Below are 26,457 nucleotides of genomic sequence, written 5' to 3'. Positions count from 1 at the left end.
CTGTAAAAAAATACAGTCAATGACGCAATCCCGCCGCCTGCCTGCGGCGAAAATACGGGTAAACGCCATGAGATTGCCTGGCTTCGGCCCTGTGGCAGTCGCCTAAAGCAGCGATGACCGGTGGACTCCAAAAGTTTCGTTCTGCCGTGGCGGGACGAGTCTTGCCAACTTTCCTGGCCGAGATGGCCGCTGAGGAGTCCTGAATGCCCTTCATCAAGTCCCGCAATATCCTGTTCGGTGCGCTGACGCTGGCTTTCGCAATCGCGGCCCCGGTCCATGCCCAGCAGAAATCCGTCGCCGTCACCGCGATCGTCGAACACCCGGCGCTGGATGCGGTGCGTGATGGCGTCAAGCAAGGCCTGGCCGAAGCAGGCTTCGAGGAAGGCAAGAATCTGAAGTGGCAGTACCAGAGCGCCCAGGGCAATACCGGCACCGCTGCCCAGATCGCGCGCAAGTTCGTCGGCGACAAGGTCGATGCCATCGTTGCCATCGCCACGCCTTCGGCGCAGGCCGTCGTCGCCGCGACCAAGAACATCCCGCTGGTGTATTCGGCCGTGACCGATCCGGTTGCCGCCAAGCTGGTGCCGTCGATGGCGCCGTCGGGCACCAACGTCACCGGTGCTTCGGATGCGCTCGAGCTGGACAAGCAGATCGACCTGATCAAGCGCGTCGCGCCCGATGCCAAGCGTGTCGGCATGGTCTTCAACCCGGGCGAGGCTAACTCGGTGGTGGTGCTCGAGCAGATGCGCGAAGCGCTGCCCAAGCACGGCATGAGCCTGGTCGAAGCCGCCGCGCCGCGCTCGGTCGACGTCGGTTCGGCGGCGCGCAGCCTGATCGGCAAGGCCGACGTCTTCTACACCAGCACCGACAACAACGTGGTGTCGGCCTACGAGGCCCTGGTCAAGGTCGGCATGGACGCCAAGATTCCGCTGGTCGCGGCCGACGTCGACAGCGTCGTGCGCGGCGCGGTGGCCGCCTACGGCATGGACTACCGCGGCCTGGGCGTGCAGACCGGCAAGATCGTCGCCCGCATCCTCAACGGCGAGAAGCCGGGCGACATCGCTTCCGAGACGAGCACCAAGCTCGAACTCCACGTCAATCCGGAAGCAGCGCGCAGGCAGGGCATCACGCTGTCCGACGAACTGGTGAAGTCCGCCGCCAAGGTCATCCAGTAAGCCCCGCGGCGGGCATGCCGTCGGCGCTCGGCCGGCGGCGCCTGCTGCCGCCCTTCAGCCAACGGTCGTTCCCTCATGTCTTTCTACACCCTGCTCGGGGCCCTGGAGATCGGGCTGATCTTCAGCCTCGTCGCCCTCGGCGTCTATATCTCCTTCCGCCTGCTGCGCTTCCCCGACCTGACCGTCGACGGCAGCTTTCCGCTCGGCGGCGCGGTGGCCGCGACGCTGATTGCAAGCGGTACCGATCCCTTCGTCGCCACGCTCGCGGCGACGGCCGCCGGCGCCGTGGCGGGCCTGATCACCGGCTGGCTCAACGTGCGGCTGAAGATCATGGACCTGCTCGCCAGCATCCTGATGATGATCGCGCTGTACTCGATCAACCTGCGCATCATGGGCAAGCCCAACGTGCCGCTGATCATGGAGCCGACCGTCTTCAACATCCTGCAGCCCGAGGCGCTGGCGGACTACGTGTTCCGGCCGCTGCTGCTGGTCTTCGTGGTGCTGGCGATGAAGTTCCTGCTGGACGGCTTCTTCGCCACCCAGAGCGGCTTGGCGATCCGCGCCACCGGCTCCAACGCGCGCATGGCGCGGGCGCAGGGCGTCAATACCGGGTTGGCGGTGCTGGCCGGCATGGCGCTGTCGAACGCGCTGGTCGGGCTGGCCGGCGCGCTGTTCGCGCAGACCCAGGGCGGGGCGGACATCTCGATGGGCGTGGGCACCATCGTCATCGGCTTGGCGGCGGTGATCGTCGGCGAAAGCCTGCTGCCCTCGCGCAAGCTCTACCTGGCGACCATCGCGGTGATTGTCGGCGCCATCGTCTATCGCTTCTTCATCGCGCTGGCGCTCAATTCCGACTTTATCGGCCTGCAGGCGCAGGATCTCAACCTCGTCACCGCCTTGCTGGTGACGGTGGCGCTGGTGGTGCCCAGGCTGCGCCAGCACTGGTCCGGAAAGAAGGCGAACTGACATGCTCAAAGCCCAGGATCTGCACCTCACCTTCAACCCCGGCACGCCGATCGAGACCCAGGCCCTGCGCGGCATGTCGCTCGAGATCCCGTCCGGGCAGTTCGTCACCGTGATCGGCTCGAACGGCGCCGGCAAGTCGACCTTCCTCAATGCCGTCTCCGGCGAGCAGAAGATCGACAGCGGCAGCATCGAGATCGACGGCATCGACATGACCCGCCAGCCGGTGTGGTCGCGGGCGCGCCACGTCGCGCGCGTGTTCCAGGACCCGCTGGCGGGTACCTGCGAAGACCTCACCATCGAAGAGAACATGGCGCTGGCGAAGATGCGCGGCCGCCGCCGCGGCCTGTCCTTCGCCGTCAAGCCGGCGCTGCGCGAGGAGTTCCGTGCCCAGTTGGCGACGCTCGGTCTTGGCCTGGAGAACCGCCTGTCCGACCGCATCGGCCTGCTCTCCGGCGGCCAGCGCCAGGCCGTCAGCCTGCTGATGGCGGCGCTGCAGCCTTCGCGCCTGCTGCTGCTGGACGAGCACACCGCCGCGCTCGATCCGCGCACCGCCGCCTTCGTGCTCGAGCTGACGGTGCGCATCGTCGCCGAGCACAAGCTGACGACGATGATGGTGACCCACAGCATGCGCCAGGCGCTCGACGTCGGCCAGCGCACCGTGATGCTGCACCAGGGGAGGGTCGTGCTCGACGTCTCGGGCAAGGAGCGCGAAGGGATGGACGTGCATCACCTGCTCGCGATGTTCGAGAAGGTGCGCGGCGAAGTGCTGGACGACGACAAGCTGCTGCTGAGCTAGGAAGTGGGCAGTCATGTCCATGATGTTTTCCGCCGCTGATTCGTGAGGGCTGTCTGACGTGCTTGCCATTCATACGGCAGTGCCGTATGTTGCGACAATGCACACCATCGTCGAAACCCCGCTGTTCTCCAAGCTCTGGCCGCGCTACTGGCGTGAAGATGAGCGCGGAGAATTTGCTGCGTTTCTCGCAAATGAACCTGAGGCCGGAGATGTGATTCAAGGCACGGGCGGGCTGCGCAAGATACGCTGGAGCCGAGCTGGGTCGGGGAAATCAAGCGGGGTACGGGTGATCTACTTCACCCGTAATGAGGTGGGCGAGATCGTACTGCTCTTGCTGTACGCGAAATCGGAGCGGGACTCGATGACCGCCAGACAACTGATGGAGATCAGAAATGCCCTCGACCTCTAAGCCGATGACCGATGCCGAACTCGAAGCCTTCGAGGCCGGGCGTGACCTGCACGCAGACCTGCTCGAATCCATCCGCCAGATGAAGGCAGGGCAGGGCACCGTGGTGCACTCGCCGCTGATTGCGGCCCGTACTGCTTCGGGTCTGTCGCAGTCTCAATTCGCCATGCTGATGGGTGTGTCGGTACGCACCCTGCAGGACTGGGAGCAGGGCCGGCGCAAGCCGTCCGGTGCTGCGCAGACTTTGATTCGAGTGGCTGTGGCACACCCTGAAGTACTGCGGGAGCTTGTGCAGTAGTTGTCATCGCCTGGAAAACCATCCAAAGCGACTTGCACGCGCAAATCACCAAAGTACGGAGAACCTGGCAGGGTGAACAGCCCAATTGCCATGCCCCGTCGTCCAACCGTTGTACCTCACGACGCCTAGGGTTCGGGCCACGCCGCAAGCCCGGCCCAATCGCTTAGAATCCGCCCTTCGCTTTTCCGCGCATCCAACAGCTTCCAGCCATGTCCCAGTCTTCCGCGTCCCGCCCCGTCCGCACCCGCTTCGCGCCCAGCCCCACCGGTTATCTCCACATCGGCGGTGCGCGCACGGCGCTGTTCTCGTGGGCCTTCGCCCGTCGCCATGGCGGCAAGTTCATCCTGCGCATCGAGGATACCGACGTCGCCCGTTCCACCCCCGCGGCGGTGCAGGCCATCCTGGACGGCATGCAGTGGCTGGGCCTGGAGCATGACGAAGGCCCGTTCTACCAGATGCAGCGCATGGAGCGGTACAAGGAGGTGATCCAGCAGATGCTGGCTGCCGGTACTGCCTACCATTGCTACATGTCGCCGGAAGAGCTCGACCGTATCCGCGAGGAGCAGCGCGCCCGCGGCGAGAAGCCGCGCTACGACGGCCGCTGGCGGCCGGAGGCCGGCAAGGCGTTGCCGCAGCCGCCCGAAGGCGTGCAGCCGGTGGTGCGCTTCCGCAACCCGGTGGAGGGCGCCGTGGCCTGGGACGATCTGGTCAAGGGCCGCATCGAGATCGCCAACGCCGAGCTGGACGACTTCATCATCGCCCGCGCCGACGGCACGCCGACCTACAATTTCTGCGTGGTGGTGGACGACTGGGACATGGGCATCACCCACGTCATCCGCGGTGACGACCATGTGAACAACACGCCGCGCCAGATCAACGTGCTGCGGGCGTTGGGTGCCGAGGTGCCGCTATATGCCCACCTGTCGATGATCCTCGGCGACGACGGCACCAAGCTGTCCAAGCGCCACGGCGCGGTCAGCGTGATGCAGTACGACGAGGACGGCTACCTGCCGGATGCGGTCATCAACTACCTGGCCCGCCTGGGCTGGAGCCACGGCGACGACGAGGTGTTCAGCCGCGCGCAGTTCGTCGAGTGGTTCGATCTCGACCACATCACGCCTTCGGCGGCGCAGTTCAACACCGAAAAGCTGAACTGGCTCAATGCCCAGTACATCAAGAAGGCGGACGACGCTTTCCTGGCCGCCCAGGTCGCCAACCGGCTGGCGCGGCGCGGCGTGAATCCCGAGACCGGCGTCTCGCTGGAAGCGGTGGTCGCGCTGTACAAGGATCGCGTTTCCAACCTGAACGAGCTGGCCGATTCGGCCGAGCTGTTCGTCGCCGACGTGCATCCGGCGCCGGAAGTGATCGGTCAGCACATGAACGAAGCTGCGAAGGCGGCGCTGACCAGCCTGCGCGGCCGCCTGGCCGGCGCGGAGTGGAACAAGGCGGCGCTGTCGCAGGCGATCAAGGACACCATGGCCGAGCACGGCCTGAAGATGCCGCAGGTGGCGATTCCGCTGCGCGTCGTCGTGCTGGGCGTGCCGCAGACACCGTCGATCGACGCGGTGCTGGAAGTGCTGGGACGCGAACGGGTGCTGATGCGGCTCGATCGCTATCTTTGAGCGAGGACTTGCTCCGGTAGGGGCGTAAACGGCGAAGGCCCCGGAAAGAGTCCGGGGCCTTCGCCGTTTACCGCTTCAGCGCATGTCAGGCGGCCTTGCGGGCAGTGTTGCGCGCACTCGTTGCCGGAGCCGAGAATGTTTCCAGCGTGGCTGCCGGTGTCAGCTTGGAGACTTCGTCGAACAGCGATTGCATCGAGCTGCTCACTTCGTTGAAGTGGCGGGCGCTGATTTCGGCGAATTCCGTCTGCGTGCGCAGGCAGATTTCATTCACGTTGCGCAGGTATTCGGTGGCTTGCTCGAAGCTTTCATTGTTCGCCGTGACGCGGTTCGCAAACCGGCTGCGGAGTTCTTCGCTGTTGGCCGGCAGGGTCTGGGCCGAGGCGTAGGCGCACAGGGAGCGGGCAGCCTCGACGTTGAGCGAGAGCAACTGTTCCGAGGCATCGAGCACGATGTCGGCCAGCGACTGGAAGGTTTGCAGGCTGGAGTTGGCAGTTGCTGCGAACTTCTGTACGGACGGATGGGTGGTCATCTTGGCTTCCTCGCGGGTGGCATGCATTGAATGGTTTGAAGTCCACGATGCTAATGTCAAAGCCCGAGGGGTGATATACCCCGTTATGGGTGTTTCGATGTACCGGTAAAACAGGTAGGCCGTGTAACGCGGCGTAAATGTTCCCGGAATCATTCGCTCACCTGGCAGATGCCGTTTCGGATGGCATAGCGGGTGAGCTCGGCAACGCTGTGCAGATCGAGCTTGCGCATGATGTTGCGCCGGTGCACCTCGATGGTCGATGGCGCGATGTGCAGACGCTCGGCGATGCGTGCCGAGGTGTGGCCTTCGGCGATCAATTGCAGGACCTGGCGCTCGCGCGCGGTCAGCGGCAGCGAGCAGGTGCGCAGTTCGGTGCCGAAGCGCAGCGCGCTGGCCACCGCGCCGGCCACTTCAGGGCAGAGATAGGTGCGGCCGTGCCGGACGTTTTCGATGGCGCGCAGCAGATCGTCGCCGGCCGCCGCCTTCGTCACGTAGCCCTGGGCGCCGGCATTGAGCAGGTCGATGACGAACTGCTGGTCGGAATAGGCCGACAGTCCGATCACCCGGATGTCGGGATACAGCGCCAGCAGGCGGCGCGTGGCCTCGATGCCGTTCATGCCCGGCATGCCGATGTCGATGCAGACGATGTCCACCGGCTGTTCGGCAAGCAGGCGGAGCAGGGCTTCACCGTCGGCAGCTTCGCCGACCACGGCCAGGCCGGGCTCCTTTTCCAGCAGCGCGCGCAAGGCATGGCGGAACATCTGGTGGTCGTCCGCGAGCACGATGTTTAACGGTTTCATGGCCTGCCTCCCGGAAAGCGATGTGCATGGGGTGCGAGCACGACTTCGATTTCGGTGCCGGCATCGGGTGCGGAGCGCAGCGTGAAGCGGCCGCCGGCGAGCTCGGCCCGTTCCCGCATGGTGATGAGCCCCAGGCCGGGCGTGGTGCCGTGCTGGCCGAGCAGTTCGGGATCGAAGCCGCAGCCGTCGTCGGCGATGCGCAGGACGATGTCCTTGCCACGGCGCCGCAACTCGATCCGGATCCGGTGGGCGGATGCGTGCTTGGCGCAGTTGGTCAGGGCTTCCTGCGCGATGCGGAACAGCATCGCCTGCAATTCGGCGGACAGGCCGCTCATGTCCTCGTCCAGTTCGAGCAGTACGCGGGTATCGCTGTGGCGTGCGACCAGCTTGGCATATTCGCGGATCGCGGCGGCCAGGCCGGCGTAGTCGAGCGTGGCGGGATGCAGGGTCGCGCAGATGTCGCGGATGCCGGCGTCGGTGTCGGCGAGCAGGGCGGCGGCATCGTCCAGCAGCGGCTCCAGTTCGCGGTGAATCGAATCCGGCAGCGCCTTGCGGAGATTGGTGAAGATCAGCTTCAGCGCCGCGAGGTTGGGGCTCGCCTGGTCATGCAGGGCGGCAGCGAGCCGGCGGCGTTCGTGTTCGCCGACTTCGAGCAGGCGGCGCGACAGTTCGGCGACGCGGCGGACCTGGCGCAGGCGTTCGGCTTCCAGCGCCTTGCGCTCGGTGATGTCCTGCACCGTGCCGTAGAGCATGAACACGCGGCCGGTGTCGTCGGCAACCGGCACGATCTCGGTGACGTAGTGCGCAGTCGTGCCGGAAGGCAGTTGCGCGGTCTGTTCGAGCGTGCAGCGCTCGCCCTTGTCGATCGCGTACCAGAAGGCGGTGCGGGTGAGTTCGAGCGATTCCGGGCTGAAGTAGGCGAGGGCTTCGTTGATGTCGGGCACGCCTTGTTCGATGGGACGCTCGAACAGGCGGAAGAGCTCCGGTGACCAGAGCATGTGTCCGGTGTCCCGTTCCAGCGCCCAGTCGCCGACGCGGGCGAGCGTCTGGGTCGCTGCGAGGCGGCGTTCGGTATCCGCCAGGGCGGAAGTGAGATGGGCATCGTATGCAGCCATGATCATCTCCCCGACAACGAAGGTGAGCCGCTTGCAAGGCCCCATTCGCCGTGATCTGACCACCTATTCTTCAGTTCGCCCCATGTGTTGCGGACGCAGCAGGAAGCGTGCTGGGTCGACAGCGTCGCAGAGATTTTGTTCGAGCAGCAGGGGTTCACCCTCGGGGTGGCTGGCCGGCAGTTCGGCAGCGAGTGCGAACCACGCCGGACCGCATGCGCCATAGCTCGGCAGCATCCGGGCACCGGCTTGGTGGGGGACGCCGGGCAGTGCGGCGGTCCATCGAGCCCGGTAGCGGCAGCGCACGGGGGCGGCTTCGTGGAGGACACGCTGTAAGGGCAGGTCGGGAACAGTCTGCTCAAGGACTGTGTCAATGGGGGCCGGTCTCCCGCGATGGCGTCGAGGACGCCACCGCGTTCGCCGCCATTCTGGCGGCGCGACGGGCGACGTCGAGGCGCCTGCGCAGTGCGGCCTCCGTCAGATCGAGTTCGGCGACCAGGCTGCGCAGCGATTCGTCGTTGATCCGGTGGGCGTGCCGTTCGGCGTAGAGCGCGTTGCGTTCGGCGTGCAGCGCCTCCAGCCGCAGCTCCTGTTCGACGACGTAGCGCTGGCGGCGCTGGAGGATTGCGTCGGGTGCCTCGGCCTGTGCCTCGGGCGTTGCCGCTGGGGCGTCGTCGTCGAGCAGGTCGATGCGCTTGCGGTATTCCTGGGTCAGGCGGCCGGCGGATTCCTGGTATTGCGCGAGCCATTGAGGATCGGCGGTGTCGGCCTGGGTCTTGTCCAGCACCATGCTGGCGATCGCTGCCTTGCAGGCGGCCAGCCGGGCCTTGCGTTCTTCCTGCATCGATGCGGGTTCGCCGCTCGGCGGCATGCGCCGCAATACCAGCGGCAGGCCGATGCTGCCGATCAGCAGCGTGAACAGGATGGTGCCGGTGGCGAGGAAAACCAGCTGGTTGCGCCCGGGGAAAGGGCTGCCGTCGTTCAGCAGCAGCGGCACCGACAGCGCGCCGGCCAGCGTCACCGCGCCGCGGATGCCGGCCAGCGTGGTCGCCAGGGTCAGCAGCCGTGACGGTTTTTTCGGCCAGTTTGCCTTCGGCGTGCGCGCGCCACAGGCTGGTGTGCACGCCGGTGCTGAGCCAGAGCCAGCGCATCAGCAGCAAGGCCAGCGAGATTGCCGCGACCTGTCCGATCGGCACCCACCAATGCTCGCCCGCCTGCTCCAGCGTGGTGCCGATGATGGACGGAAGCTGCAGGCCGAGCAGCAGGAAGATGGCGCCGTTGAAGGCGGATTCCACCAAGGTCCAGGTGCCTTCGGTCTGCATCCGCTCGGTGATGAATTCGCTGCGGTTCAGGTCGGCGAAATTGGTCGTGATGCCGGCGGCCACTGCGGCCAGGATGCCCGACACGCCGATGCGTTCGCCGACGATGTAGGCTGCAAAGGGCAGCAGCACGAGCAGCAGCACCATCTGGGTGGCGGCGACGTCGCCGAGCTTGCGGGTCACGGTGTCGCGCGCCACGGCGAAGCCCCAGCCGATCAGCACGCCGGCGGCGAGCCCGCCCACGGCCATCCACAGAAACTCTTTTCCCGCCTCGCTCCACGAGAACAGCCCGGTGAGCGTGGCGGCGATGGCGAACTTGAGCGCGACCAGGCCGGATGCATCGTTGAGCAGCGATTCACCTTCGAGCACGTGCATCGTCTTCGACGGCATGCCCAGGTTGCGCGTGATCGCCGACACGGCCACCGCGTCGGTGGGCGACACCACGGCCGCGAGCGCAAAGGCGACGGTCAGCGGCATCTCCGGAATCAGCCAGTGGATGAGGTAACCCAGGCCGAGCACGGTGAACAGCACCAGGCCGAAGGCCAGTTTCAGGATCGGCTTGTAGAGCGAGAAGAACTCACGCTTCGGAATGCGCCAGCCGTCGGCGAACAGCAGCGGCGGGATGAACAGCAGCAGGAACAGCTCGGGGTCGAAGGCGATGTGCAGGCCTTGCTGGGGCCAGGCCAGCAGCGTACCCAGGCCGATCTGGATCAGCGGCAGCGGAATGGCACTCAGATAGCGGGCGGTGATGCCGGTCAGCGCGCCGAGCATCAGCACCAGCAACACGGTTTCGACGGTATGCACGGATGGTCCTCAGTACATTCAGGCCCCGGGCCGCAGCAGGAAGCGGGCCGGGTCGATGGCATCGCACAGATTGCGTTCGAGTGGCAGGGGTTCGCCTTCGATTTGGCTGGCCAGCAGTTCGGCAGCGAGCGCGGACCATACCAGGCCGCGCGCGCCGTAGCCCGACAGCACCCAGGCGCCGGGCTGGCGGGGCACATCCGGCAGTGGCGTGCCGCGATCCAGCGGGCCCGGCATCGGCAGGGCGCCGACCATCGGCAGGCGGTCGGGCGAAGCGGGGCGGAAGCCGACGCGGCCGGCCACGTCGCCGGGCGACAGGCCGGCGGCAATGCCGGGCAGCATGCCGTCGAGCTTGGCAAGGTTTTCTGCGTGGTCGTCGTCGCGCAGGCCGGTGTCCTCGTCGTCCACCGAGAAAGTGGCGCCGGCACAGCGTTGGCCGTCGACTTCGGGGCTGACGTAGCCGCCGCGGCAGACGACGAGGCGGGGCGGGCTGCCGGTCGCGGCGGGCAGGATCGATACCTGCCCGCGTGCGCTGACCACCGGCAGCAGGCCGCGCGGCAGCAGCTCGCGCACGCCTGTGCCGGCGGCAAGCACCATCACCGGTGCTCGGGCGATCGTGCCGCCCTCGGCGTCGATGGCCTGCCAGGTTTCGCCGTCGTGCTGCAGACGGGCGACGGCATGGCCGAAGTGGCCATGGATGCGATCGGCGTGATGCGCCAGGTTGGCGGCGCACAGGCTGGGCGGCTGTACCCAGCCGCTGTCGCCGAAATGCCAGCCGCCGATCGGCAGCGGCCAGCCCGCCAGTGCCGAGGCCGTGCTCGCATCGACGCAGCGCAGGTGCTCGGCAGGCAGGGCGAGCCGTTCGACGACCTTGCCCATCTTCGCCGCCTGGGCGTCGTCGCGCGCCAGGTGCAGCACGCCGCAGGCCTCGGCCTTGATTGCCTGGCCGTCGCGCCGCAGCCGGGCGATGTGGCGCCAGCCGTACAGCGTGCCGGCGCGGGTCAGCCGGCTCATCGGGTTGTCGTCGAGGCTGGGCAATGGGCGCAACACGCCGGCGAGGTTGCCGGAGGCGCCGGTCGCGGGCGCATCGGCGGCATCGACCAGTTCGATGGTCCAGCCGCGTGCGGCGAGCCGTTCGGCCAGCGCGCAGCCGGCCAGCCCTGCGCCGATCACCAGCGCATGGCGTGAAGAGGCGGCAGGGACGGGGCGCTTCTCCGCATGTTGCCGATCCTGCAGTCGCCCGCGCAGCATCTGCCGCTTGCCGCCGAAGCCGGGCGCCTTTTCGACGTCGAAGCCGGCGTGGCGCAGATGCTCGCGCACCGTGCCGGCCACCGACCAGGTTGCCAAGGTCGCTTCCGGCGCGGCCAGGCGGGCGAGCAGGTGGCAGATCTTCGGCGACCAGAGTTCCGGATTTTTCGCAGGCGAGAAGCCGTCGAGGTAAAAGGCGTCGGCACGCGCGGCGATCTGCGCCAGGCCGTCGCGGGCGTCGCCGAAATACAGTGTCAGCGTCACCCGCTCGCCATCCAGATGCAGCCGATGCAGGCCGGGTGCCAGCACCGGCCATTGCGTCAGCAACTCGGCGCTGAGTTCGGCGAAAGTGGCCGAAGCTGAGGGCCAATCCCCGGGCCAGTCGGTGGACTGATTCGACTGCAGGCGCGCATGCAGCGCGGCGAGATCGTCGCGGCTGAAGGGGTGAAGCTCGCAGGAAACGAAATGCAGCCGTTCGCAGCGCTGCGGATCGGCCCGCCAGGCCGCCCAGGTGGCGAGGAAGTTCAGGCCCAGGCCGAAGCCGGTCTCCAGCACGACGAAGCCTTCGCACCCCCGCCAGCGCTGCGGCAGGTCGTTGCCGGCCAGGAAGACGTGGCGGGCCTGGCCGAAGCCGCCGTCGCTGGAGTGGTAGATGTCGTCGAAGGTGTCGGAATAGGGTGTGCCGTCGTCGGCAAAGGCGAGACGCGCCGGGATGATGGACATCGGCGTTCAGTGTGCAGCGGCTTTGGCGGGCAGCAGGCGTTTGGCGATGCTGACCACGACCAGCACCAGTGCGCCGACGATGATGCCGAACACGCCGTCGAGCAGGCTGGGCAGCAGGGCGCCGGTGATTCCGCCGATGCCGGCGGTGAGCGTCTCGATGAGGTGATGCACCGGCGGCAAGCCGTGAGTGAGGATGCCGCCGCCGACCAGGAACATCGCCGCTGTGCCGATCACCGACAGCGCCCGCATCAGCCACGGCGCTGCCCACAGGATGGCGCTGCCCACCGCGCGCGCCAGTGCATTGGCGCGCTGGCTGAGGTAGAGCCCGGCGTCGTCGAGCTTGACGATGCCGGCGACCAGGCCATACACGCCGATGGTCATCATGATGGCGATGCTGACCAGCACCGCGATCTGGGTACCGAAGTCCATGCCGCCGACCACGCCCAGGGCGATGACGATGATCTCGGCCGACAGGATGAAATCGGTTCGCACCGCACCCTTGATCTTGTCCTTTTCGAAGGCGACGAGATCGACTTCCGGGTCGATTCGTGCCTTGACTGCTTCGGCGTGGCGTTCGCCTTCTTCCTTGCCGTGCAGGAACTTGTGCGCCAGCTTCTCGAAACCTTCGAAGCACAGGAAAGCGCCGCCCAGCATCAGCAGCGGCGCGATCAGCCACGGGATGAAGGCGCTGATCGCCAGCGCCGCCGGCACCAGAATGGCCTTGTTCAGCAGCGAGCCCTTGGCGACCGCCCATACCACCGGCAGTTCGCGGTCGGCGCGTACGCCGGTGACCTGCTGGGCGTTCAGCGCGAGATCGTCGCCGAGCACGCCTGCGGTCTTCTTGGTCGCCACCTTGGTCATCGTGGCGACGTCGTCGAGCATGCTGGCGATGTCGTCCAGCAGCATGAACAGGCTGGTTCCGGCCATGGCGGTCTTACTCCGAAAGCAGATGGAAAGTCATGAGGAAAGACCCGCCTGTATTGCCGTGATTCATGGATGCCTGCGCCAGCGTGATTGGGGAGGAAATTGTAGCCGTGCGGTGCCCGGCAAAGTTGTTTCCCGTGATGTCAATGCCGTTTCGGCTGCCAGGCAAGACCGAAGCGTTCGGCCAGCGCCAGCAGGCGCCGGTCCAGCGTCCATAAGGCGACGCCGGGTGTCAGCAGTACCGAGGCGAGCAGCGTGAGATCCACCACGCCGCAGCCGAGGCCGTGGAGCTTTTCCCGCTCGATGAAGTCGATCACCTCGTCCAGGGTAGCGAGCCTTGGCGTCGCCAGCAGGGCCAGGTCGGCCAGCACCGCGGTACGCCGGGGCGGCGTGCCGCAGGCAATTTCACCGCGCACCAGCGGATGCGTCAGTATGGCTTCAACTGCCGCCAGTTCCGCCAGCACGGGATTCGATTGGCGGAAATGCGCCACCCAGACGGAGGTATCGACAAGCACTCCGTTCATGCCGCCGGCGCTTCCCGCCGCCGGGGGGATCTCGGGCATGTCGGGGCTGGTGCCGCCCAGCGCCGCCAGCCGTTTGGCCGCCTGCACCCGCACGAAGGTCTTCACCGCCTCGCGGAACAGATCGGCCTTGTCCATCGTCGGGTCGGCCACTTCCAGCGCCTTTTCGTACAGCGCATCATCGATGGTCACAGTCGTTCGCATGGCGTTTCTCCTGCATCAGAACTGATGCGAATTTGCATCAGAATTGCGGTCAATATAAGCCTGTGCCGGACGAACTTCAATGATGTGGCGGTGTGCTGTACCTACGGGCCTGAAGAGGCGAGCCAGCGGGAAACACATCAAAAAACCCGCAAGGCTTGCGGCTCTGCGGGTTTCGTGAGTACTTCGGGACTGCTGCCCGGGTAGTCTTGGGCAAAATTGCCTCTGCCCTTACTCCGGTCGCATCTGCGGAAAGAGGATGACGTCGCGGATCGACGGCGAGTCGGTCAGCAGCATCACCAGGCGGTCGATGCCGATGCCGCAGCCGCCGGTCGGCGGCAGGCCGTATTCGAGCGCGCGGATGTAGTCGGCGTCGAAGTACATGGCTTCCTCGTCGCCGGCTTCCTTGGCCTCGACCTGGGCACGGAAGCGTGCGGCCTGGTCTTCGGGGTCGTTCAGCTCGGAGAAGCCGTTGGCGATTTCGCGGCCGACGATGAAGAGCTCGAAGCGTTCGGTGATCTCGGGGTCGCTGTCCGAGGCGCGGGCCAGCGGCGAGACTTCGACCGGGTAGTCGATGATGAAGGTCGGCTCCCACAGCTGGCTTTCGGCGCAGGCTTCGAACAGCTGCAGCTGCAGGCTGCCGAGGCCGCCCGGCTTGACCTTCTCGCCGAAGGCGACGATCTGCTGCCTGACCCATTCGGCGTCGGCCAGCTGTACCTCGGTGAACTCCGGGTGGTACTTGCGGATGGCCTGGACGATGGTCAGGCGGTGGAAGGGCTTGGACAGGTCCAGTTCGCGGCCCTGGTAGACGAAGCTCTCGGCGCCCAGCGCCTCGCGCGCGGCCTGGCGGATCAGGCCTTCGGTGAAGTCCATCAGCGTGCGGTAGTTCGCGTACGCCTCGTAGAACTCCATCATCGTGAATTCGGGGTTGTGGCGCGGGCTGAGGCCTTCGTTGCGGAAGTTGCGGTTGACCTCGAACACCTTCTCGAAGCCGCCCACCACCAGGCGCTTCAGGTAGAGCTCGGGCGCGATGCGCAGGAACAGCTCCATGTCGAGCGCATTGTGGTGGGTGACGAAGGGCTTGGCCGCGGCGCCGCCGGGAATGGGGTGCATCATCGGCGTCTCGACTTCGAGGAAGCCGTGGCCGGTCATGTAGTTGCGGATCGACTGCACGATGCGGCTGCGCGCGGCGAAGGTGAAGCGCGACTGCTCGCTGACGATCAGGTCGACGTAACGCTGGCGGTACTTCTGCTCGACGTCGGTGAGGCCGTGGAACTTGTCCGGCAGCGGGCGCAGGCTCTTGGTCAGCAGGCGGATCTCGCCGGCCTTGACCGACAGCTCGCCGGTCTTGGTCTTGAACACGGTGCCGATGCAGCCGACGATGTCGCCGATGTCCCAGGTCTTGAACTGGGCGTAGACGTCCTCGCCGACGCCGTCGCGCTGCACGTAGAGCTGGATGCGGCCCGACAGATCCTGGATGGTGACGAAGCTCGCCTTGCCCATCACCCGCTTGAGCATGATGCGGCCGGCCACCCTGACTTCCACCGGCAGCGCTTCCAGCGCCTCGGCTTCCTTGTCGCCGTACAGCTCGGCGAGCTTGCCGGCGGTGTTCTCGCGCGAGAAGTCGTTGGGGAAGGCGCGGCCGCTGCTGCGCCAGGCGGCGAGCTTGTCGCGGCGCTCGGCGATCAGGTGATTCTCGTCCTGCGGCGGGGTGTTCGTCTGGTCGGACATGTTTTCGGTTCGGGAGATGAGGATGCGTGGGCACCGGCAAGGCGCCGGCGACAAAGGCGTGATTGTCGCAGGCCGGCGCAGGCAGGGCAATTGCGAGGCCGCGGCCGGCACGGATGGGAACGGCGGGAGGGCGGCCGGGAGGGCAGGCAGTGACGCGGCGCTCGCAGGTCGGTGGCCGTTTATTTGCCAAAAATGAGATTTATGTCCTTGTTTCTATCCCCATTGTGGGGAATATTCCGTCAAAAAATACTGCGCGCTGCATCGAAATCTGTTCTCAAGTGCAGGTGCGCAGAACCGATAGAGGGGCTCGGAGATAGTTGATGAACACGAATTTCTAGCTCGGGAACCACACCAAATGAGCACGTTGAGACAGCTGTACGAGACTGTCGAGAAGACCTTCTGGAACACGCTGACCAAGAAGCTGTGCAGCTTCCTGCTGTTGTTCTTTTTCAATCTGGGCTATCTGGCCGTGCAGGCCTGGCAGACCTCGGAGATCGGCCGCGCGCTGGCCGACGGCAGCATCGCGCCGGAGTTCGCGGCGCGCATCCTCGGTGCGCTCGAGGCCGGGCAATGGGTGATGATCGTCATCAGCGCCGTGGCGCTGGCCTGCATCCTCGGCCAGATCGCCTACCTGCGCCACCTGATCGTGCGCCCGATCCGCGGCATGATCGGCATCTTCGAGGAGATCGGCCGCGGCGAAGGCGACTTCTCGCGCGACCTGCCGCTCATCACCCACGACGAGTTCCGCGAGCTGGCCTGCAGCTACAACCGCTTTGCCGAAAAGATGCGCCACATCATCGGCGAAGTGCGCACCACCAGCGTTGGCATCGCGCGCGAGGCGGTGCAGGTCAAGCTGCGCGTCGAGGCCGCGGCCAGGCACGCGCGGGAGCAGGGGCAGATGACCACGGCGGTGTTCGATGCCAGCAGCGCATCCACTGCCGCCATCGAGCAGGTGTCGCAGAGCGCGCGGCAGATTGCCGAGTCCACCGCCGACAACCTGCGCATCGCACGCGGTTCGCTGCGCGAGATGCAGGACATCGCCGGCAAGATCAATTCGGTCAGCAACAAGGTGACCGAATTCAATCGCACGGTGGACGACTTGTCGCAGCGCTCCGAGAGCGTGAAGCAGATTGCCGTGCTGATCCGCGAGATTGCCGACCAGACCAATCTGCTGGCGCTCAATGCGGCAATCGAGGCCGCGCGGGCGGGCGAGGCCGGGCGCGGCTTCGCCGTGGTGGCCGACGAGGTGCGCAAGCTGGCCGAGCGGGTCAACAACGCGACCGCCGAGATTGTCGGCAACATCAACGGCATGCTCGAACTGGTGTCGGAGACGCGCAGCGAGAACGAGGTGATCAATGCCGACGTGCTGCAGACGCGCGAAGTCGTCGACCGGTCGGCAACCCAGTTCGGCCACATGGTGGGCGAGTTCGAGGCGACCGGAAGGCAGCTCGAGCAGATCGCCACGGCGATGGGTTCGCTGGCGGACACCAATGTCAGCGTGCATGAGAAGGTCAGTGCCATCAACGCCTTGTCGCACTCCGTCGCCGGACAGATGGATGAGAGCGAGCGGGGCACGGAACAGCTCGCCAAGGCGACCGAAGGCGTGCAGGAACTGGTGTCGCGCTTCAAGACCGGGCGCGGCGCCTTCGACCAGATCGTCGAACAGACGCGCCGCTTCCGCGACGAGGTGCAGGGACAGCTCGAACAGATGGCCGCCGGCCGCATCGACATCTTCGAGCGGCGCTACCAGCCCATTCCCGGCACCAATCCGCCGAAGTACCGTGTGGCATGGGGCGAGGAGTTCGTCCGCCGCTGCCAGGCCTTGCTCGACGACAGCCTGGCCTCGATCCGCGGCGGCGTATTCGCCGTTGCGGTCAATGCAGACAGCTACCTGCCGGCGCACAACGCCAAATTCTCCCGGCCGCTGACCGGCAACTACGAACAGGATCTGGTGGGCAACCGTACCTGCCGCAAGTTCGAAAGCCCGTCCGAGCTGCGCGCCGCGCGCAATACCGAACCCTTGCTGCTGCAAACCTACCGCCGTGACACCGGCGAGATCCTGTGCGACATCGCCATGCCGATCATGGCCGCTGGCCGCCACTGGGGCAACGTGCGCATCGGCGTGCCGGCCGAGAGCTTGCTCGGCAACTGAACTGCCGGCGGGCATTGCGCGGGGTGCGCATTGCCCGCGGGACCGCTGCGGGCGTATAGTGCGGCCCGCATCGATCGGGAGCTTTCGCGGGCATTCGCGCGCGGAGCGAAACAGGAAGTCCGGTGAAGCGGGGGGCGTGCCTGCCCATTTTTTTCCGCCATTCCGGCGCAGTCCCCGCTGCTGTGAGCCGGACGGTGCCGCCATTTCGGCCACTGGAGCGTGCTGCTTCGGGAAGGCGGCGGCAACCGGATGAAGGCGAGCCAGAAGACCGACCCGTTCGACGAGACAGGTGAATGCCCCGGGGTGCGGGCGGACTGCCGATCGGTCGCGCGGGCCTTGCCTGCGCCTTGCTCCGGCTGCTTTCGAGCGGCTTTGCTGCGCATTCACCGTCGTCATTCTTCCCCCTCCGGTTCCGACAGAGACGAGATGGAGGCCGGACCGATGGAAGAGGACAAGAAGCAGAGCCACAACGCGCGCATGCAGCGCAAGAAGGAAGTCGTCGATGCCGCCATCGAACGGGCGCAGGAGGAGCGCGGCATCGTCATCCTGATCACCGGCAACGGCAAGGGCAAGACCACTTCGGCCTTCGGCACCCTGTATCGCGCACTCGGCCACGGCCAGCGCGCCGGCGTGGTGCAGTTCATCAAGGGCACGCACGCCACCGGCGAAGTCATCTTCCTGCAGAAGCAGGGGCTGGACAGCGCGGTCCAGTACCACGCCATGGCCACCGGCTTCACCTGGAACACGCAGAACTGGGACGCCGACAAGCGCGCCGCCGACGAAGCCTGGGCGCAGGCCAGCCGCATGCTGGCCGACCCCGCGCTCGACCTGGTGCTGCTCGACGAGCTGACCTACATGCTCAAGTACAACTACCTCGACACCGAGCAGGTGCTCGCCGCGATCCGCGCCCGCCCGCCGCGCCAGACCGTCATCGTCACCGGCCGCGCGGCCAAGCCGGAATTGGCCGAGCTGGCCGACACGGTCAGCGAGATCGCCGACCGCAAGCACGCCTTCAAGGCGGGCGTGAAGGCGCAGGCGGGTATCGACTTCTGAGCTGGCCAGCCGTCAGTTGGATGGCGCCAGCCGTGCCTCCAGCCAGCCGCGCAGGCTGTTGATGAAGGCCCAGCCCTGCACGCGCGGCAGATCCTGCACGCGCACCACGGCTTCAGTCACGCGGCCTTGACGCAGCGCGATGGCGCGGCCGACGCCGGGCAGCAGGCCGCAGGCGAGGGGAGGCGTGACCCAGCGGCCGTGGATCAGCATGGCGAGGTTGCCGAAAGTGGATTCGGTGATCTCGCCGGCCTCGTTGTAGAGCACGGTGTCGAACACGCCCGAGCCCGCTGCGGGCGCGAAGGCGGCGTAGTGCGCGCGGCGGGTGGTCTTGTGGCGGCTGAATTCGCTGTGTGCCTGGAGGAAGGGGTGGGCGGCCAGCGCCAGCAGTACCGGTTCCGGCGTGGGTGCGAGAGCGGCGGCTTCGGTGCGGAGTGCGCCCTGCGCATTCAGCAGCAGGCGCACGCGCCAGGCGTCCTGGCCGCGCGTGCGTACGAGCTCGTCGAGGCAGGCGTCGATGCGCGATTCATCCCAGGGGTAGCCGAAGTGCGCGGCGGCGGCCCGCATGCGGGCGACATGCTCGCTGCGATGGCGCAACTCGCCGTCATGCAGGCCCAGGGTTTCCAGCAAGTCGAAGGGTGCGCTGGCGCGTTCGACGAAGGCACGCTTGGCGGCCCATTCCGCCCATTCGTCGCCGGCGCTGGCGCCCCAGACGATGCCGCTGCCGATGCCGCAGCGGGCAGCGCTGCCTTTCATTTCGATGCTGCGGATCGGCACGTTGAAGGTGGCGGCGATGCCGCGCCGGCCGTCGGGCGAAACGTGGGGACGAACCACGCCGACGGCGCCGCAGTAGACGCCTCGCGGCCCGCCTTCGAGGGCGCGGATCATGCGCATTGCCTCAACCTTGGGCGCACCGGTGACCGAGCCGCAGGGAAACAGCGCGGCGAACACGTCGGCGAGCCGCGTGCCGGTCCGGGTGCGCGCCACCACGTCGGAAGTCATCTGCCACACGGTGGGCAGGGCCTCGGTGTGGAACAGCGCGGGCACGCGCACGCTGTGCGGCTCGGCGATGCGCGAGAGGTCGTTGCGCAGCAGATCCACGATCATGACGTTCTCGGCGCGTTCCTTGGGGCTGGCGCGCAGCCGCGCGGCCAGCGCGGCGTCTTCGTCGGGCGTGGTACCGCGCGGGGCCGTGCCTTTCATCGGCCGCGTGAGGATCTCGTCTCCGCGCCAGTCGAAGAACAGCTCGGGCGAGACGGACAGCACCTGCACGCGATCCTCATCGCTGTGGCCGCAGTCGATGTGTGCCGCATACCCGCCCGGCTGCGCCCGCCGTAGCGCGGCGAACAAGGCACGGCTGTCGCCCGCCAGCCGTCCGCGCAACTGTGCCGTGTGATTGACCTGGTAGAGCACGCCGTCGGCGATCGCCTGCTGGATGTGGGCATGGGCGGCATCGAAGGCGGTGCGCTCGGGCAGGGTGTGCCAATCGACCACTGCTGCACGGCCCTCCGGTTCGCCGTTCCTGGGCAGCGGGACGTCGTGGATGGCGAACCAGGCCAGCGGCCCGTCCGCTGCATGCGCGCTCAGCGCCACGTCGAACGCGGGTGCGGCCTCGTAGCGCAGATAACCCAGCGCCCACGCACCGGCGCGGGCAGCAGTCTCGACCGCATCGAGCAGTGGGCGCACCTCGTCCAGGCTGTGCGCGGCCAGTATCGCGCGAGGTTGGCCGAAGGCATGGCGCAGGCGCGGCGCGCTGCTGTCGCGGGGATCGGTGAAGTCGATGAAGCTGGTCACGGCGAAGGTGCTGGGGCTCGTCAGGATGTCAGGCCTGCATTTTGCACGCTGGGCGTGCTCGGGGTGTGCTATAAGCCCGCGCAATCGCTCTTCCGTGCATTCCACATGAATCAAGCCCTTCCCGGCACCGTTGCCGACAGCGACCTGCCGTCGCGCCGTCTGCTGCTTTCCACCCAACTGGTCTTCAACATCGGCTTCTATGCCATCGTGCCCTTCCTGGCCCTGCACATGAGCCAGAACCTGGCGCTGGCGGGCTGGATGGTGGGCCTGGTGCTGGGGGTGCGGACCTTCTCGCAGCAGGGCATGTTCTTCATCGGCGGCACGCTGGCCGAGCGTTACGGCTGCCGCACGCTGATCCTGTGCGGCTGCGTGGTGCGCATCGCCGGCTATCTGTGCTTCGCCGCTGCCGATTCGGCGGCGATGCTGCTGCTCGGCGCCTGCCTCACCGGCATCGGCGGCGCGCTGTTCTCGCCCTGCATGGAGGCGCTGGCGGCGCGCATCGATGCGCAGCCTGACGGCAAGGGGCGCAACATCTTCGCCCAGTTCGCGGTGTATGGCGAAGTGGGCGCGGTGGCGGGGCCGCTGCTCGGCAGCCTGCTGTTCGACATCGGCTTCATGCAGATGGCGCTGGTCAGTGCCGGCGTGTTCCTGCTGGCGCTGCTGGTGCTGTGGTCGCGGCTGCCGGCGCTGAAGCCGGCTGCGCCGGGGGCGGGCGGCTGGGGTTGGCGCGAGCTGTTCGCCAACCGTCCTTTCCTGCTGTTCATGCTGTTCTACAGCAGCTATCTGCTGAGCTATAACCAGATGTACCTGGGCCTGCCGGTGGAGCTGGAGCGTTCGCAGGGCGGCGCGCGCGACATGGCCTGGCTGTTCGCGCTGGCCTCGGTGCTGGTGGTGAGCTGCCAGATGCCGCTGGCGGCGCTGTGCAAGCGCCTGCCGCCGCGGCTGCCGCTGGTGCTGGGTTTTGCGCTGCTGGCGGCGGCTTTCGTCAATCTGGCGCTGTGGTCGGCCATCCCGCCGCTGGCCGGCATCTGGCGCTTGCTGCCGGCAGTGCTGACGGTGGTATTGCTGACGGCCGGCCAGATGTGTGCGGTGCCGGTGGCGATGGCGCTGGTGCCGGTCTTCGCCCGCCGGCGCCTGCTGCCGGTGCATTACGGTGCGCTGGCCTCGGCCGGCGGGCTGATGGTGCTGTTCGGCAACATGCTGCTGGGCAAGCTGTTCGCCGGGATACCGGCCGAGCCGGGCGCCGGTGTGCTGGCCTGGAGCGTGGCGGCGGCCTTTCCGGCCTCGAGTACGCTGTATTTCGCCTTTGCCCGGGCCGCACTGCCCCGCCCGGCATGACGCCAGCACAGGACAGGACGATGATGCAATGCGCCAAATGCTCGGGCTATAATCGCGCCGCACCGGTTTCCGCAAGGAATTAATTGGGAATCCGCAAGGGCCGCATGGCCCCAAACGGAACTGCCCCCGCAACTGTAGGCGCCGAGCCTGCTCCACGATGCCACTGGCTTGCCCGGGAAGGCTGGAGCGAGGCGACGAAGCGCGAGTCAGGAGACCTGCCGGCCGCATCGTTGACCATAGACCGGCGGGGTGTCCGGGAAGGGCAATCCCGCGACGGCCTCGGCCTGTCCTCATCCGGGATGTGCTTTCCATGCTGCACACCGCCATGTATACGCCCAATTGGAGATCGCATCCATGGCACTGCCCAGCCTCGAAGTTTCCCGCCTTGCCGTTCTGTTCGCCGGCCTCGGCCTGTCCGCCGCCGCCTTCGCCGCGCCGACCCAGTACCCGCTCACCGTCGAGAACTGCGGCCAGCAACTGAAGTTCGCCAAGGCGCCGACCAAGGCCGTGACCATCGGCCAGGGCGGTACGGAAGCCTTCTACGCGCTGGGCCTGGGCGACAAGCTGGTCGGCACCTCGCTGTGGTTCAACTCGGTATCGCCGGAATTCGCCGAACAGAATGCCAAGGTCGAGCGCCTGGCCGACAACGACCCGAGCTTCGAGGCGGTGCTCGGCAAGCGTCCCGAACTGGTTGCCGTGCAGTTCGAGTGGATGGTCGGCCCGCAAGGCGTGGTCGGCACCCGCGAGCAGTTCCATGACGTGAACATCCCGACCTACATCCTGCCGTCCGACTGCGAAGGCAAGGACAACCTGGTCGGCGCCGACGGCACCCGCCTGCAGCCTTTCGACATCGCCAGTGTTTACAAGGGCGTGCAGCAGCTCGCGCAGATCTTCGACGTGCAGGCGCGCGGCGAAGAGCTGGTGAACAGCTACAAGGCCCGTGTCGCCGCTGCCCAGGAAAAGGCGCGCGCGAACGGTGCGGACAAGCTGTCGGCGGTGTTCTGGTTCTCCAGCGCCGACCTCGAGATCGACCCCTATGTGGCTGGCCGCAAGGGCGTCGCCGACTACATGCTGGCCTCGCTGGGCATCCGCAACGTCATCGAGTCCAACGAGGAATGGCCGACCGTGGGCTGGGAAACCATCGCCAAGGCCAACCCGGACATCCTGATCATCGCGCGCATGGATCGCCGCCGCTTCCCGGCCGACGACCATGAGAAGAAGCTCGAATTCCTCAAGTCCGACCCGGTGACGCGCAACATGGAAGCGGTCAAGCACAAGCGCATCGTCATCATGGACGCCGATGCCATGCAGGCCAGCACCCGCATGGTCGCCGGCATCGAGCAACTGGCCGAGGAAGCCGCCAGGATCAAGCGATGAGCCGTGCCGGCCATTCCCTGGTCGTGCCCGTTTTCGGGCACGGCCTGTGGGTTGTTCCGCTGCTGTGCCTGGCGGTGGCCGCCGGCGTGGCGATCGGCGAGACGCCGATCAGCCTGCCGGTGATCGGCCAGGTGCTGGCGAACAAGCTGTGGGAGGCCGGTTATGTGCTCGACCCGATCGACGAGGGCATCGTCTGGAACTACCGCCTGACGCGCACCATCGTCGCCGCCGCCTGTGGCGCGGGGCTGGCTATTTCGGGCCTGATCCTGCAGTCGCTGCTGCGCAACCCGCTGGCCGAACCCTATCTGCTGGGCATCTCGGCCGGTGCGTCGACCGGTGCGGTGCTGGTCACGCTCGCCGGCATCGGCGCCGGCGCGATCTCGCTGTCGATGGGCGCTTTCGTCGGTGCCATCGCCGCCTTCCTGCTGGTGGCGATGCTGGCGCATTCGGCGCGCGGTGGCACCGGTGGCGGCCAGATCATCCTCGCCGGCATCGCCGGCTCGCAGCTGTTCAATGCGCTCACCGCCTTCCTGATCACCAAGTCGGCGAGCGCCGAGCAGGCGCGCGGCATCATGTTCTGGCTACTGGGCAATCTCAGCGGCGTGCGCTGGCATTCGGTCACGCTGGCGGTGCCGGTGGTGCTGGTCGGCCTGCTGGTCTGCATCTGGCATCGCCGTTCGCTGGACGCCTTCACCTTCGGCGCCGACTCGGCCGCCAGCCTCGGCATTCCGGTGCGGCAGGTGCGCCTGGTGCTGATCGGCTGTGCGGCGCTGGTGACGGCGGTGATGGTGTCGATCGTCGGTTCGATCGGCTTCGTCGGCCTGGTCATTCCGCACGCGGTGCGCCTGCTGGTGGGCGTGCGCCATGCCCGCCTGGTGCCGCTCAGCGCCTTGGCCGGAGCCTTGTTCCTGATCGCCGCCGACGTGCTGTCGCGCACGCTGATCAAGGGCCAGGTGCTGCCGATCGGTGTCATCACCGCGCTTGTCGGTGCGCCGGTGTTCGCGCTGATCCTGATCCGCGGAGGGCGCCGCTGATGGGCATGTCGACGGCCCGCCCGCCGGTGCTGGCGTGCGAGAACCTGAGCTATGCGGTGGGGGAGACCTGGCTGCTGCGCGACGTCGGCTTCAGCGTGCACGAGGGCGAGAACCTCGGCATCGTCGGCCCCAATGGCTCGGGCAAGTCCACGCTCATCAAACTGCTGACCGGCATCCACAAGCCGGCCAGCGGCGTGGTGCGCCTGCTCGGCCAACCATTGGCGAAGATGCGCCGCCGCGACATCGCCCAACTGCTGGCGGTGGTCGAGCAGCACGCCGAGACGGGCGATGCCATCCAGGTGCGGGATGCGGTCGAGCTGGGGCGCACGCCCTGGTTGTCGGCGCTGGCGCCGTGGACCCGGGAGGACGAACGCATCGTCCTCGAAGCGATGCGCGACGTCGCCATCGAGCACCTGCAGAACCGCATCTGGCACAGCCTGTCCGGCGGCGAGCGCCAGCGCGTGCATATCGCCCGCGCACTGGCGCAGCGGCCGACCGTGCTGGTGCTGGACGAGCCGACCAACCACCTCGACATCCAGCATCAGCTCTCGCTGCTCAAGCTGGTCCATACCCTGCCGGTGACCACGGTCGCGGCGCTGCACGACCTCAACCAGGCCCTCGGCTGCGACCGCCTGGCGGTGATGGAGCGCGGACAGATGGTTGCGCTCGGCGCGCCGCACGAGGTGCTGACGCCCGAACGCCTGCGCACCACCTTCGGCGTGCAGGGCCACTGGCTGACCGATCCGCTGGACGGCGCACGCGTGCTGCGCTTGCGCCAGCTTTCAAGCCCGAAATCCAGAGAAGGAAATACCGTTCATGCTCAATAAACTGCTCTGCGCGCTCGCGCTGTGTGCGCTGCTTCCCGCGACGGCCGCGGCCGAAGTGCACGAGATCAAGATGCTCAACCGTGGCGATGCCGGCCCGATGATCTACGAGCCGGACTTCGTGCGCGTCGCGCCCGGCGACACCGTCAAGTTCCTCGCCACCCATCGCACCCACAACGCCGCGTCCATCCCCGGCATGCTGCCGGAAGGGGCGGCGCCCTTCAAAGGCAAGATCGACGAGGAAATCGAACTGAAGCTGGATGTTCCCGGCTACTACGGCGTGCAGTGCATTCCGCACATCGGCATGGGCATGGTGATGCTGATCCAGGTCGGCGAGCCGGAATCGCCGATGTCGGCACTGCCGGCGAGCCTGCCGAAACGGGCTGCCGAGCGCTTCAACACGATCATCGAGCGGGAAGCGCTCATGAAATGAGAATGTTCGAGCTACTCAAGTTGGATTGATCGGCAGATAGATTTGGTAAATGAGAGTGGATATCATTTGCGTTGCCAGGGAAAGTGGGCTGCTATAGACTCCGCCCAACTTCAACCCGCTGTCCTTGGAAATCACTCGCCATGATGAATCTCAAGCACCTGGCCAAAAGCCTGCTCGTCTCTGCCTGCATCAGTGCATCGGCATTTGCCGCTCATGCCGAAGTCAAGACCCTGACCGACATCAGCGGCCAGCAGGTCACGCTCGACCTGCCCGCCAAGCGCGTGGCGCTGGGCTTCTATTTCGAAGACTACATGGCCGTGGCCGGCGAGCAGGGCTGGACCAAGGTGGTCGGCATCTCGAAGGAAGCCTGGAAGGGCTGGCGGCCGACGAGCTGGAAGCTCTACACCGACCACATGCCTGCCATCGACGAACTGCCCGACATGGGCGAGGTCGAGATCATGACTTTCTCGGTGGAGAAGGTCATCGAACTCAAGCCCGACGTGCTGGTGCTGGCCGAATGGCAGGTGCTGGGCCTGGGCAGCGACGTGGACCAGATCAAGGAAGCCGGCATCCCCATCGTGGTGGTGGATTACAACGCGCAGAAGCTGGAGAACCACCTGAAGAGCACCGAGCTGTTCGGCGAGATTGCCGGTCAACCCGATCGCGCCGCCGCGATCAACAAGGACTACAAGGACGCGATCGACGACATCAACGCCCGCCTGGCCAAGGCCGGCCTGCCCAAGCCCAAGGCCTATGCCGAATTCGGCAACAAGGGTCCGGGCGAAGTCGGCTTCACCTACGGCAAGAACATGTGGGGCGGCATGATCGAACAGGCCGGCGGCATCAACATCGCCAAGCCCTTCGTCGAATGGTGGGGGCCGATCAACCCCGAGCAGATCCTGGCTTCGATGCCGGACGTGGTGTTCATCACCGGTACGGAAGGCGGCAACCTGTCCAAGACGTCCACCGCGATGCGCATCGGCCAGGGCGTGGACCGCAAGGAATCGGCCGAGCGCCTGGCCGGCTACACCAAGCGGCCGGGCTGGGACGCGCTGCCGGCGGTCAAGAACAAGCGCCTGCATGCGCTGTACCAGGGCGCGTCGCGCACCCAGGCCGACTACACGATGGTGCAGTACATCGCCAAGGCGCTGTACCCCGAAGTGTTCGCCGACCTGAACCCGGAGCAGAACTACATCGACTTCTACAAGAAGTACCTGCCGGTGGTGCCGCAGGGCACTTTTGCCACCAACCTGGACGGGCAGTAAGCACGATCGGCCGTGACG

The 26,457-nt window shown here is 66.7% G+C and carries 23 protein-coding genes and 2 riboswitches; of the genes, 14 read left to right on the top strand and 9 right to left on the bottom strand.

The annotated features are described in order from the left end of the window. Positions 1–203 precede the first annotated feature (203 nt). From AAFL97_RS12610 to gltX, 6 genes are all read left to right on the top strand, one after another. Positions 204–1,175 (top strand): ABC transporter substrate-binding protein, encoded by a 972-nt coding sequence (locus tag AAFL97_RS12610; protein ID WP_341645215.1) that lies wholly within the window; start codon positions 204–206, stop codon positions 1,173–1,175. A gap of 75 nt (positions 1,176–1,250) precedes the next feature. Beyond that, on the top strand, positions 1,251–2,141 hold the full coding sequence (locus tag AAFL97_RS12605; RefSeq protein ID WP_341645214.1) for an ABC transporter permease: 891 nt from the start codon (positions 1,251–1,253) through the stop codon (positions 2,139–2,141). Between the two features lies 1 nt (position 2,142). Further along, a complete protein-coding gene (locus tag AAFL97_RS12600; protein WP_341645213.1) occupies positions 2,143–2,937 on the top strand; it encodes an ABC transporter ATP-binding protein in 795 nt (264 codons plus the stop codon). Between the two features lie 97 nt (positions 2,938–3,034). Beyond that, on the top strand, positions 3,035–3,346 hold the full coding sequence (locus AAFL97_RS12595; protein ID WP_341645212.1) for a DNA-binding protein: 312 nt from the start codon (positions 3,035–3,037) through the stop codon (positions 3,344–3,346). 4 nt (positions 3,347–3,350) lie between these two features. Then, the gene (locus AAFL97_RS12590) at positions 3,351–3,641 is read left to right on the top strand and encodes a helix-turn-helix domain-containing protein (protein ID WP_341645211.1); all 291 of its coding nucleotides are present in this window, start codon (positions 3,351–3,353) and stop codon (positions 3,639–3,641) included. A gap of 209 nt (positions 3,642–3,850) precedes the next feature. Further along, positions 3,851–5,263, top strand: a complete 1,413-nt coding sequence (gene gltX, locus AAFL97_RS12585) for a glutamate--tRNA ligase (RefSeq protein WP_341645210.1) — start codon at positions 3,851–3,853, stop codon at positions 5,261–5,263. Between the two features lie 85 nt (positions 5,264–5,348). Here gltX and phaP read toward each other — a convergent pair whose 3' ends face one another. From phaP to lysS, 8 genes are all read right to left on the bottom strand, one after another. Further along, positions 5,349–5,945, bottom strand: coding sequence for a TIGR01841 family phasin (gene phaP, locus AAFL97_RS12580; protein WP_341645209.1), 597 nt, complete (start codon positions 5,943–5,945; stop codon positions 5,349–5,351). Next, positions 5,942–6,592, bottom strand: coding sequence for a response regulator transcription factor (locus tag AAFL97_RS12575; RefSeq protein ID WP_341645208.1), 651 nt, complete (start codon positions 6,590–6,592; stop codon positions 5,942–5,944). Before AAFL97_RS12575 ends, phaP begins: the two co-directional genes overlap by 4 nt. Then, complete coding sequence (locus AAFL97_RS12570) at positions 6,589–7,707, bottom strand: PAS domain-containing sensor histidine kinase (protein WP_341645207.1); 1,119 nt, start codon at positions 7,705–7,707, stop codon at positions 6,589–6,591. Before AAFL97_RS12570 ends, AAFL97_RS12575 begins: the two co-directional genes overlap by 4 nt. 2 nt (positions 7,708–7,709) lie before the next feature. Next, positions 7,710–9,827, bottom strand: coding sequence for a cation:proton antiporter (locus AAFL97_RS12565; protein WP_341645206.1), 2,118 nt, complete (start codon positions 9,825–9,827; stop codon positions 7,710–7,712). Between the two features lie 18 nt (positions 9,828–9,845). Then, positions 9,846–11,795, bottom strand: coding sequence for a bifunctional tRNA (5-methylaminomethyl-2-thiouridine)(34)-methyltransferase MnmD/FAD-dependent 5-carboxymethylaminomethyl-2-thiouridine(34) oxidoreductase MnmC (gene mnmC / locus AAFL97_RS12560; protein WP_341645205.1), 1,950 nt, complete (start codon positions 11,793–11,795; stop codon positions 9,846–9,848). A 6-nt stretch (positions 11,796–11,801) separates the two neighbouring features. Continuing rightward, positions 11,802–12,722: a DUF808 domain-containing protein gene (locus AAFL97_RS12555; RefSeq protein ID WP_341645204.1), complete on the bottom strand. Its 921-nt coding sequence runs from the start codon at positions 12,720–12,722 to the stop codon at positions 11,802–11,804. A 140-nt stretch (positions 12,723–12,862) separates the two neighbouring features. Continuing rightward, on the bottom strand, positions 12,863–13,444 hold the full coding sequence (locus tag AAFL97_RS12550; protein ID WP_341645203.1) for a PIN domain-containing protein: 582 nt from the start codon (positions 13,442–13,444) through the stop codon (positions 12,863–12,865). Positions 13,445–13,672: 228 nt separating this feature from the next. After that, entirely contained in the window at positions 13,673–15,172 is a 1,500-nt protein-coding gene (gene lysS, locus AAFL97_RS12545) for a lysine--tRNA ligase (RefSeq protein WP_341645202.1), read from the bottom strand. A gap of 355 nt (positions 15,173–15,527) precedes the next feature. Between lysS and AAFL97_RS12540 the strand changes: the two genes are divergently transcribed. Both AAFL97_RS12540 and cobO read left to right on the top strand, forming a co-directional pair. Continuing rightward, complete coding sequence (locus tag AAFL97_RS12540) at positions 15,528–17,324, top strand: methyl-accepting chemotaxis protein (RefSeq protein WP_341645201.1); 1,797 nt, start codon at positions 15,528–15,530, stop codon at positions 17,322–17,324. Between the two features lie 59 nt (positions 17,325–17,383). Continuing rightward, positions 17,384–17,615, top strand: a riboswitch (cobalamin riboswitch). Between the two features lie 150 nt (positions 17,616–17,765). Further along, positions 17,766–18,377 carry a cob(I)yrinic acid a,c-diamide adenosyltransferase gene (gene cobO / locus AAFL97_RS12535; protein ID WP_341645200.1) on the top strand — a complete coding sequence of 204 codons (612 nt, stop codon included), beginning with the start codon at positions 17,766–17,768 and terminating at the stop codon, positions 18,375–18,377. Positions 18,378–18,389: 12 nt separating this feature from the next. Here cobO and AAFL97_RS12530 read toward each other — a convergent pair whose 3' ends face one another. Then, a complete protein-coding gene (locus AAFL97_RS12530; protein WP_341645199.1) occupies positions 18,390–20,168 on the bottom strand; it encodes a chorismate-binding protein in 1,779 nt (592 codons plus the stop codon). A 105-nt stretch (positions 20,169–20,273) separates the two neighbouring features. Between AAFL97_RS12530 and AAFL97_RS12525 the strand changes: the two genes are divergently transcribed. From AAFL97_RS12525 to AAFL97_RS12500, 6 genes are all read left to right on the top strand, one after another. Next, the gene (locus AAFL97_RS12525) at positions 20,274–21,506 is read left to right on the top strand and encodes an MFS transporter (RefSeq protein ID WP_341645198.1); all 1,233 of its coding nucleotides are present in this window, start codon (positions 20,274–20,276) and stop codon (positions 21,504–21,506) included. 46 nt (positions 21,507–21,552) lie between these two features. Further along, positions 21,553–21,744, top strand: a riboswitch (cobalamin riboswitch). Positions 21,745–21,860: 116 nt separating this feature from the next. After that, on the top strand, positions 21,861–22,883 hold the full coding sequence (locus AAFL97_RS12520; protein ID WP_341645197.1) for an ABC transporter substrate-binding protein: 1,023 nt from the start codon (positions 21,861–21,863) through the stop codon (positions 22,881–22,883). After that, positions 22,880–23,917, top strand: a complete 1,038-nt coding sequence (locus AAFL97_RS12515) for a FecCD family ABC transporter permease (protein ID WP_263462298.1) — start codon at positions 22,880–22,882, stop codon at positions 23,915–23,917. The genes AAFL97_RS12520 and AAFL97_RS12515 overlap by 4 nt, the downstream gene beginning before the upstream one ends. Then, complete coding sequence (locus tag AAFL97_RS12510; RefSeq protein ID WP_341645196.1) at positions 23,917–24,744, top strand: ABC transporter ATP-binding protein; 828 nt, start codon at positions 23,917–23,919, stop codon at positions 24,742–24,744. The genes AAFL97_RS12515 and AAFL97_RS12510 overlap by 1 nt, the downstream gene beginning before the upstream one ends. Then, positions 24,734–25,174, top strand: a complete 441-nt coding sequence (locus AAFL97_RS12505) for a pseudoazurin (protein ID WP_341645195.1) — start codon at positions 24,734–24,736, stop codon at positions 25,172–25,174. Before AAFL97_RS12510 ends, AAFL97_RS12505 begins: the two co-directional genes overlap by 11 nt. Positions 25,175–25,314: 140 nt before the next feature. Continuing rightward, positions 25,315–26,439 (top strand): ABC transporter substrate-binding protein, encoded by a 1,125-nt coding sequence (locus AAFL97_RS12500; RefSeq protein ID WP_341645194.1) that lies wholly within the window; start codon positions 25,315–25,317, stop codon positions 26,437–26,439. Positions 26,440–26,457 lie beyond the last annotated feature (18 nt).

Source organism: Thauera sp. SDU_THAU2 (assembly GCF_038260575.1).
Classification (GTDB): Bacteria; Pseudomonadota; Gammaproteobacteria; order Burkholderiales; family Rhodocyclaceae; genus Thauera.
Note: the sequence above shows the minus strand (reverse complement) of the source record. Positions and strands in the feature narration are given on the sequence as shown.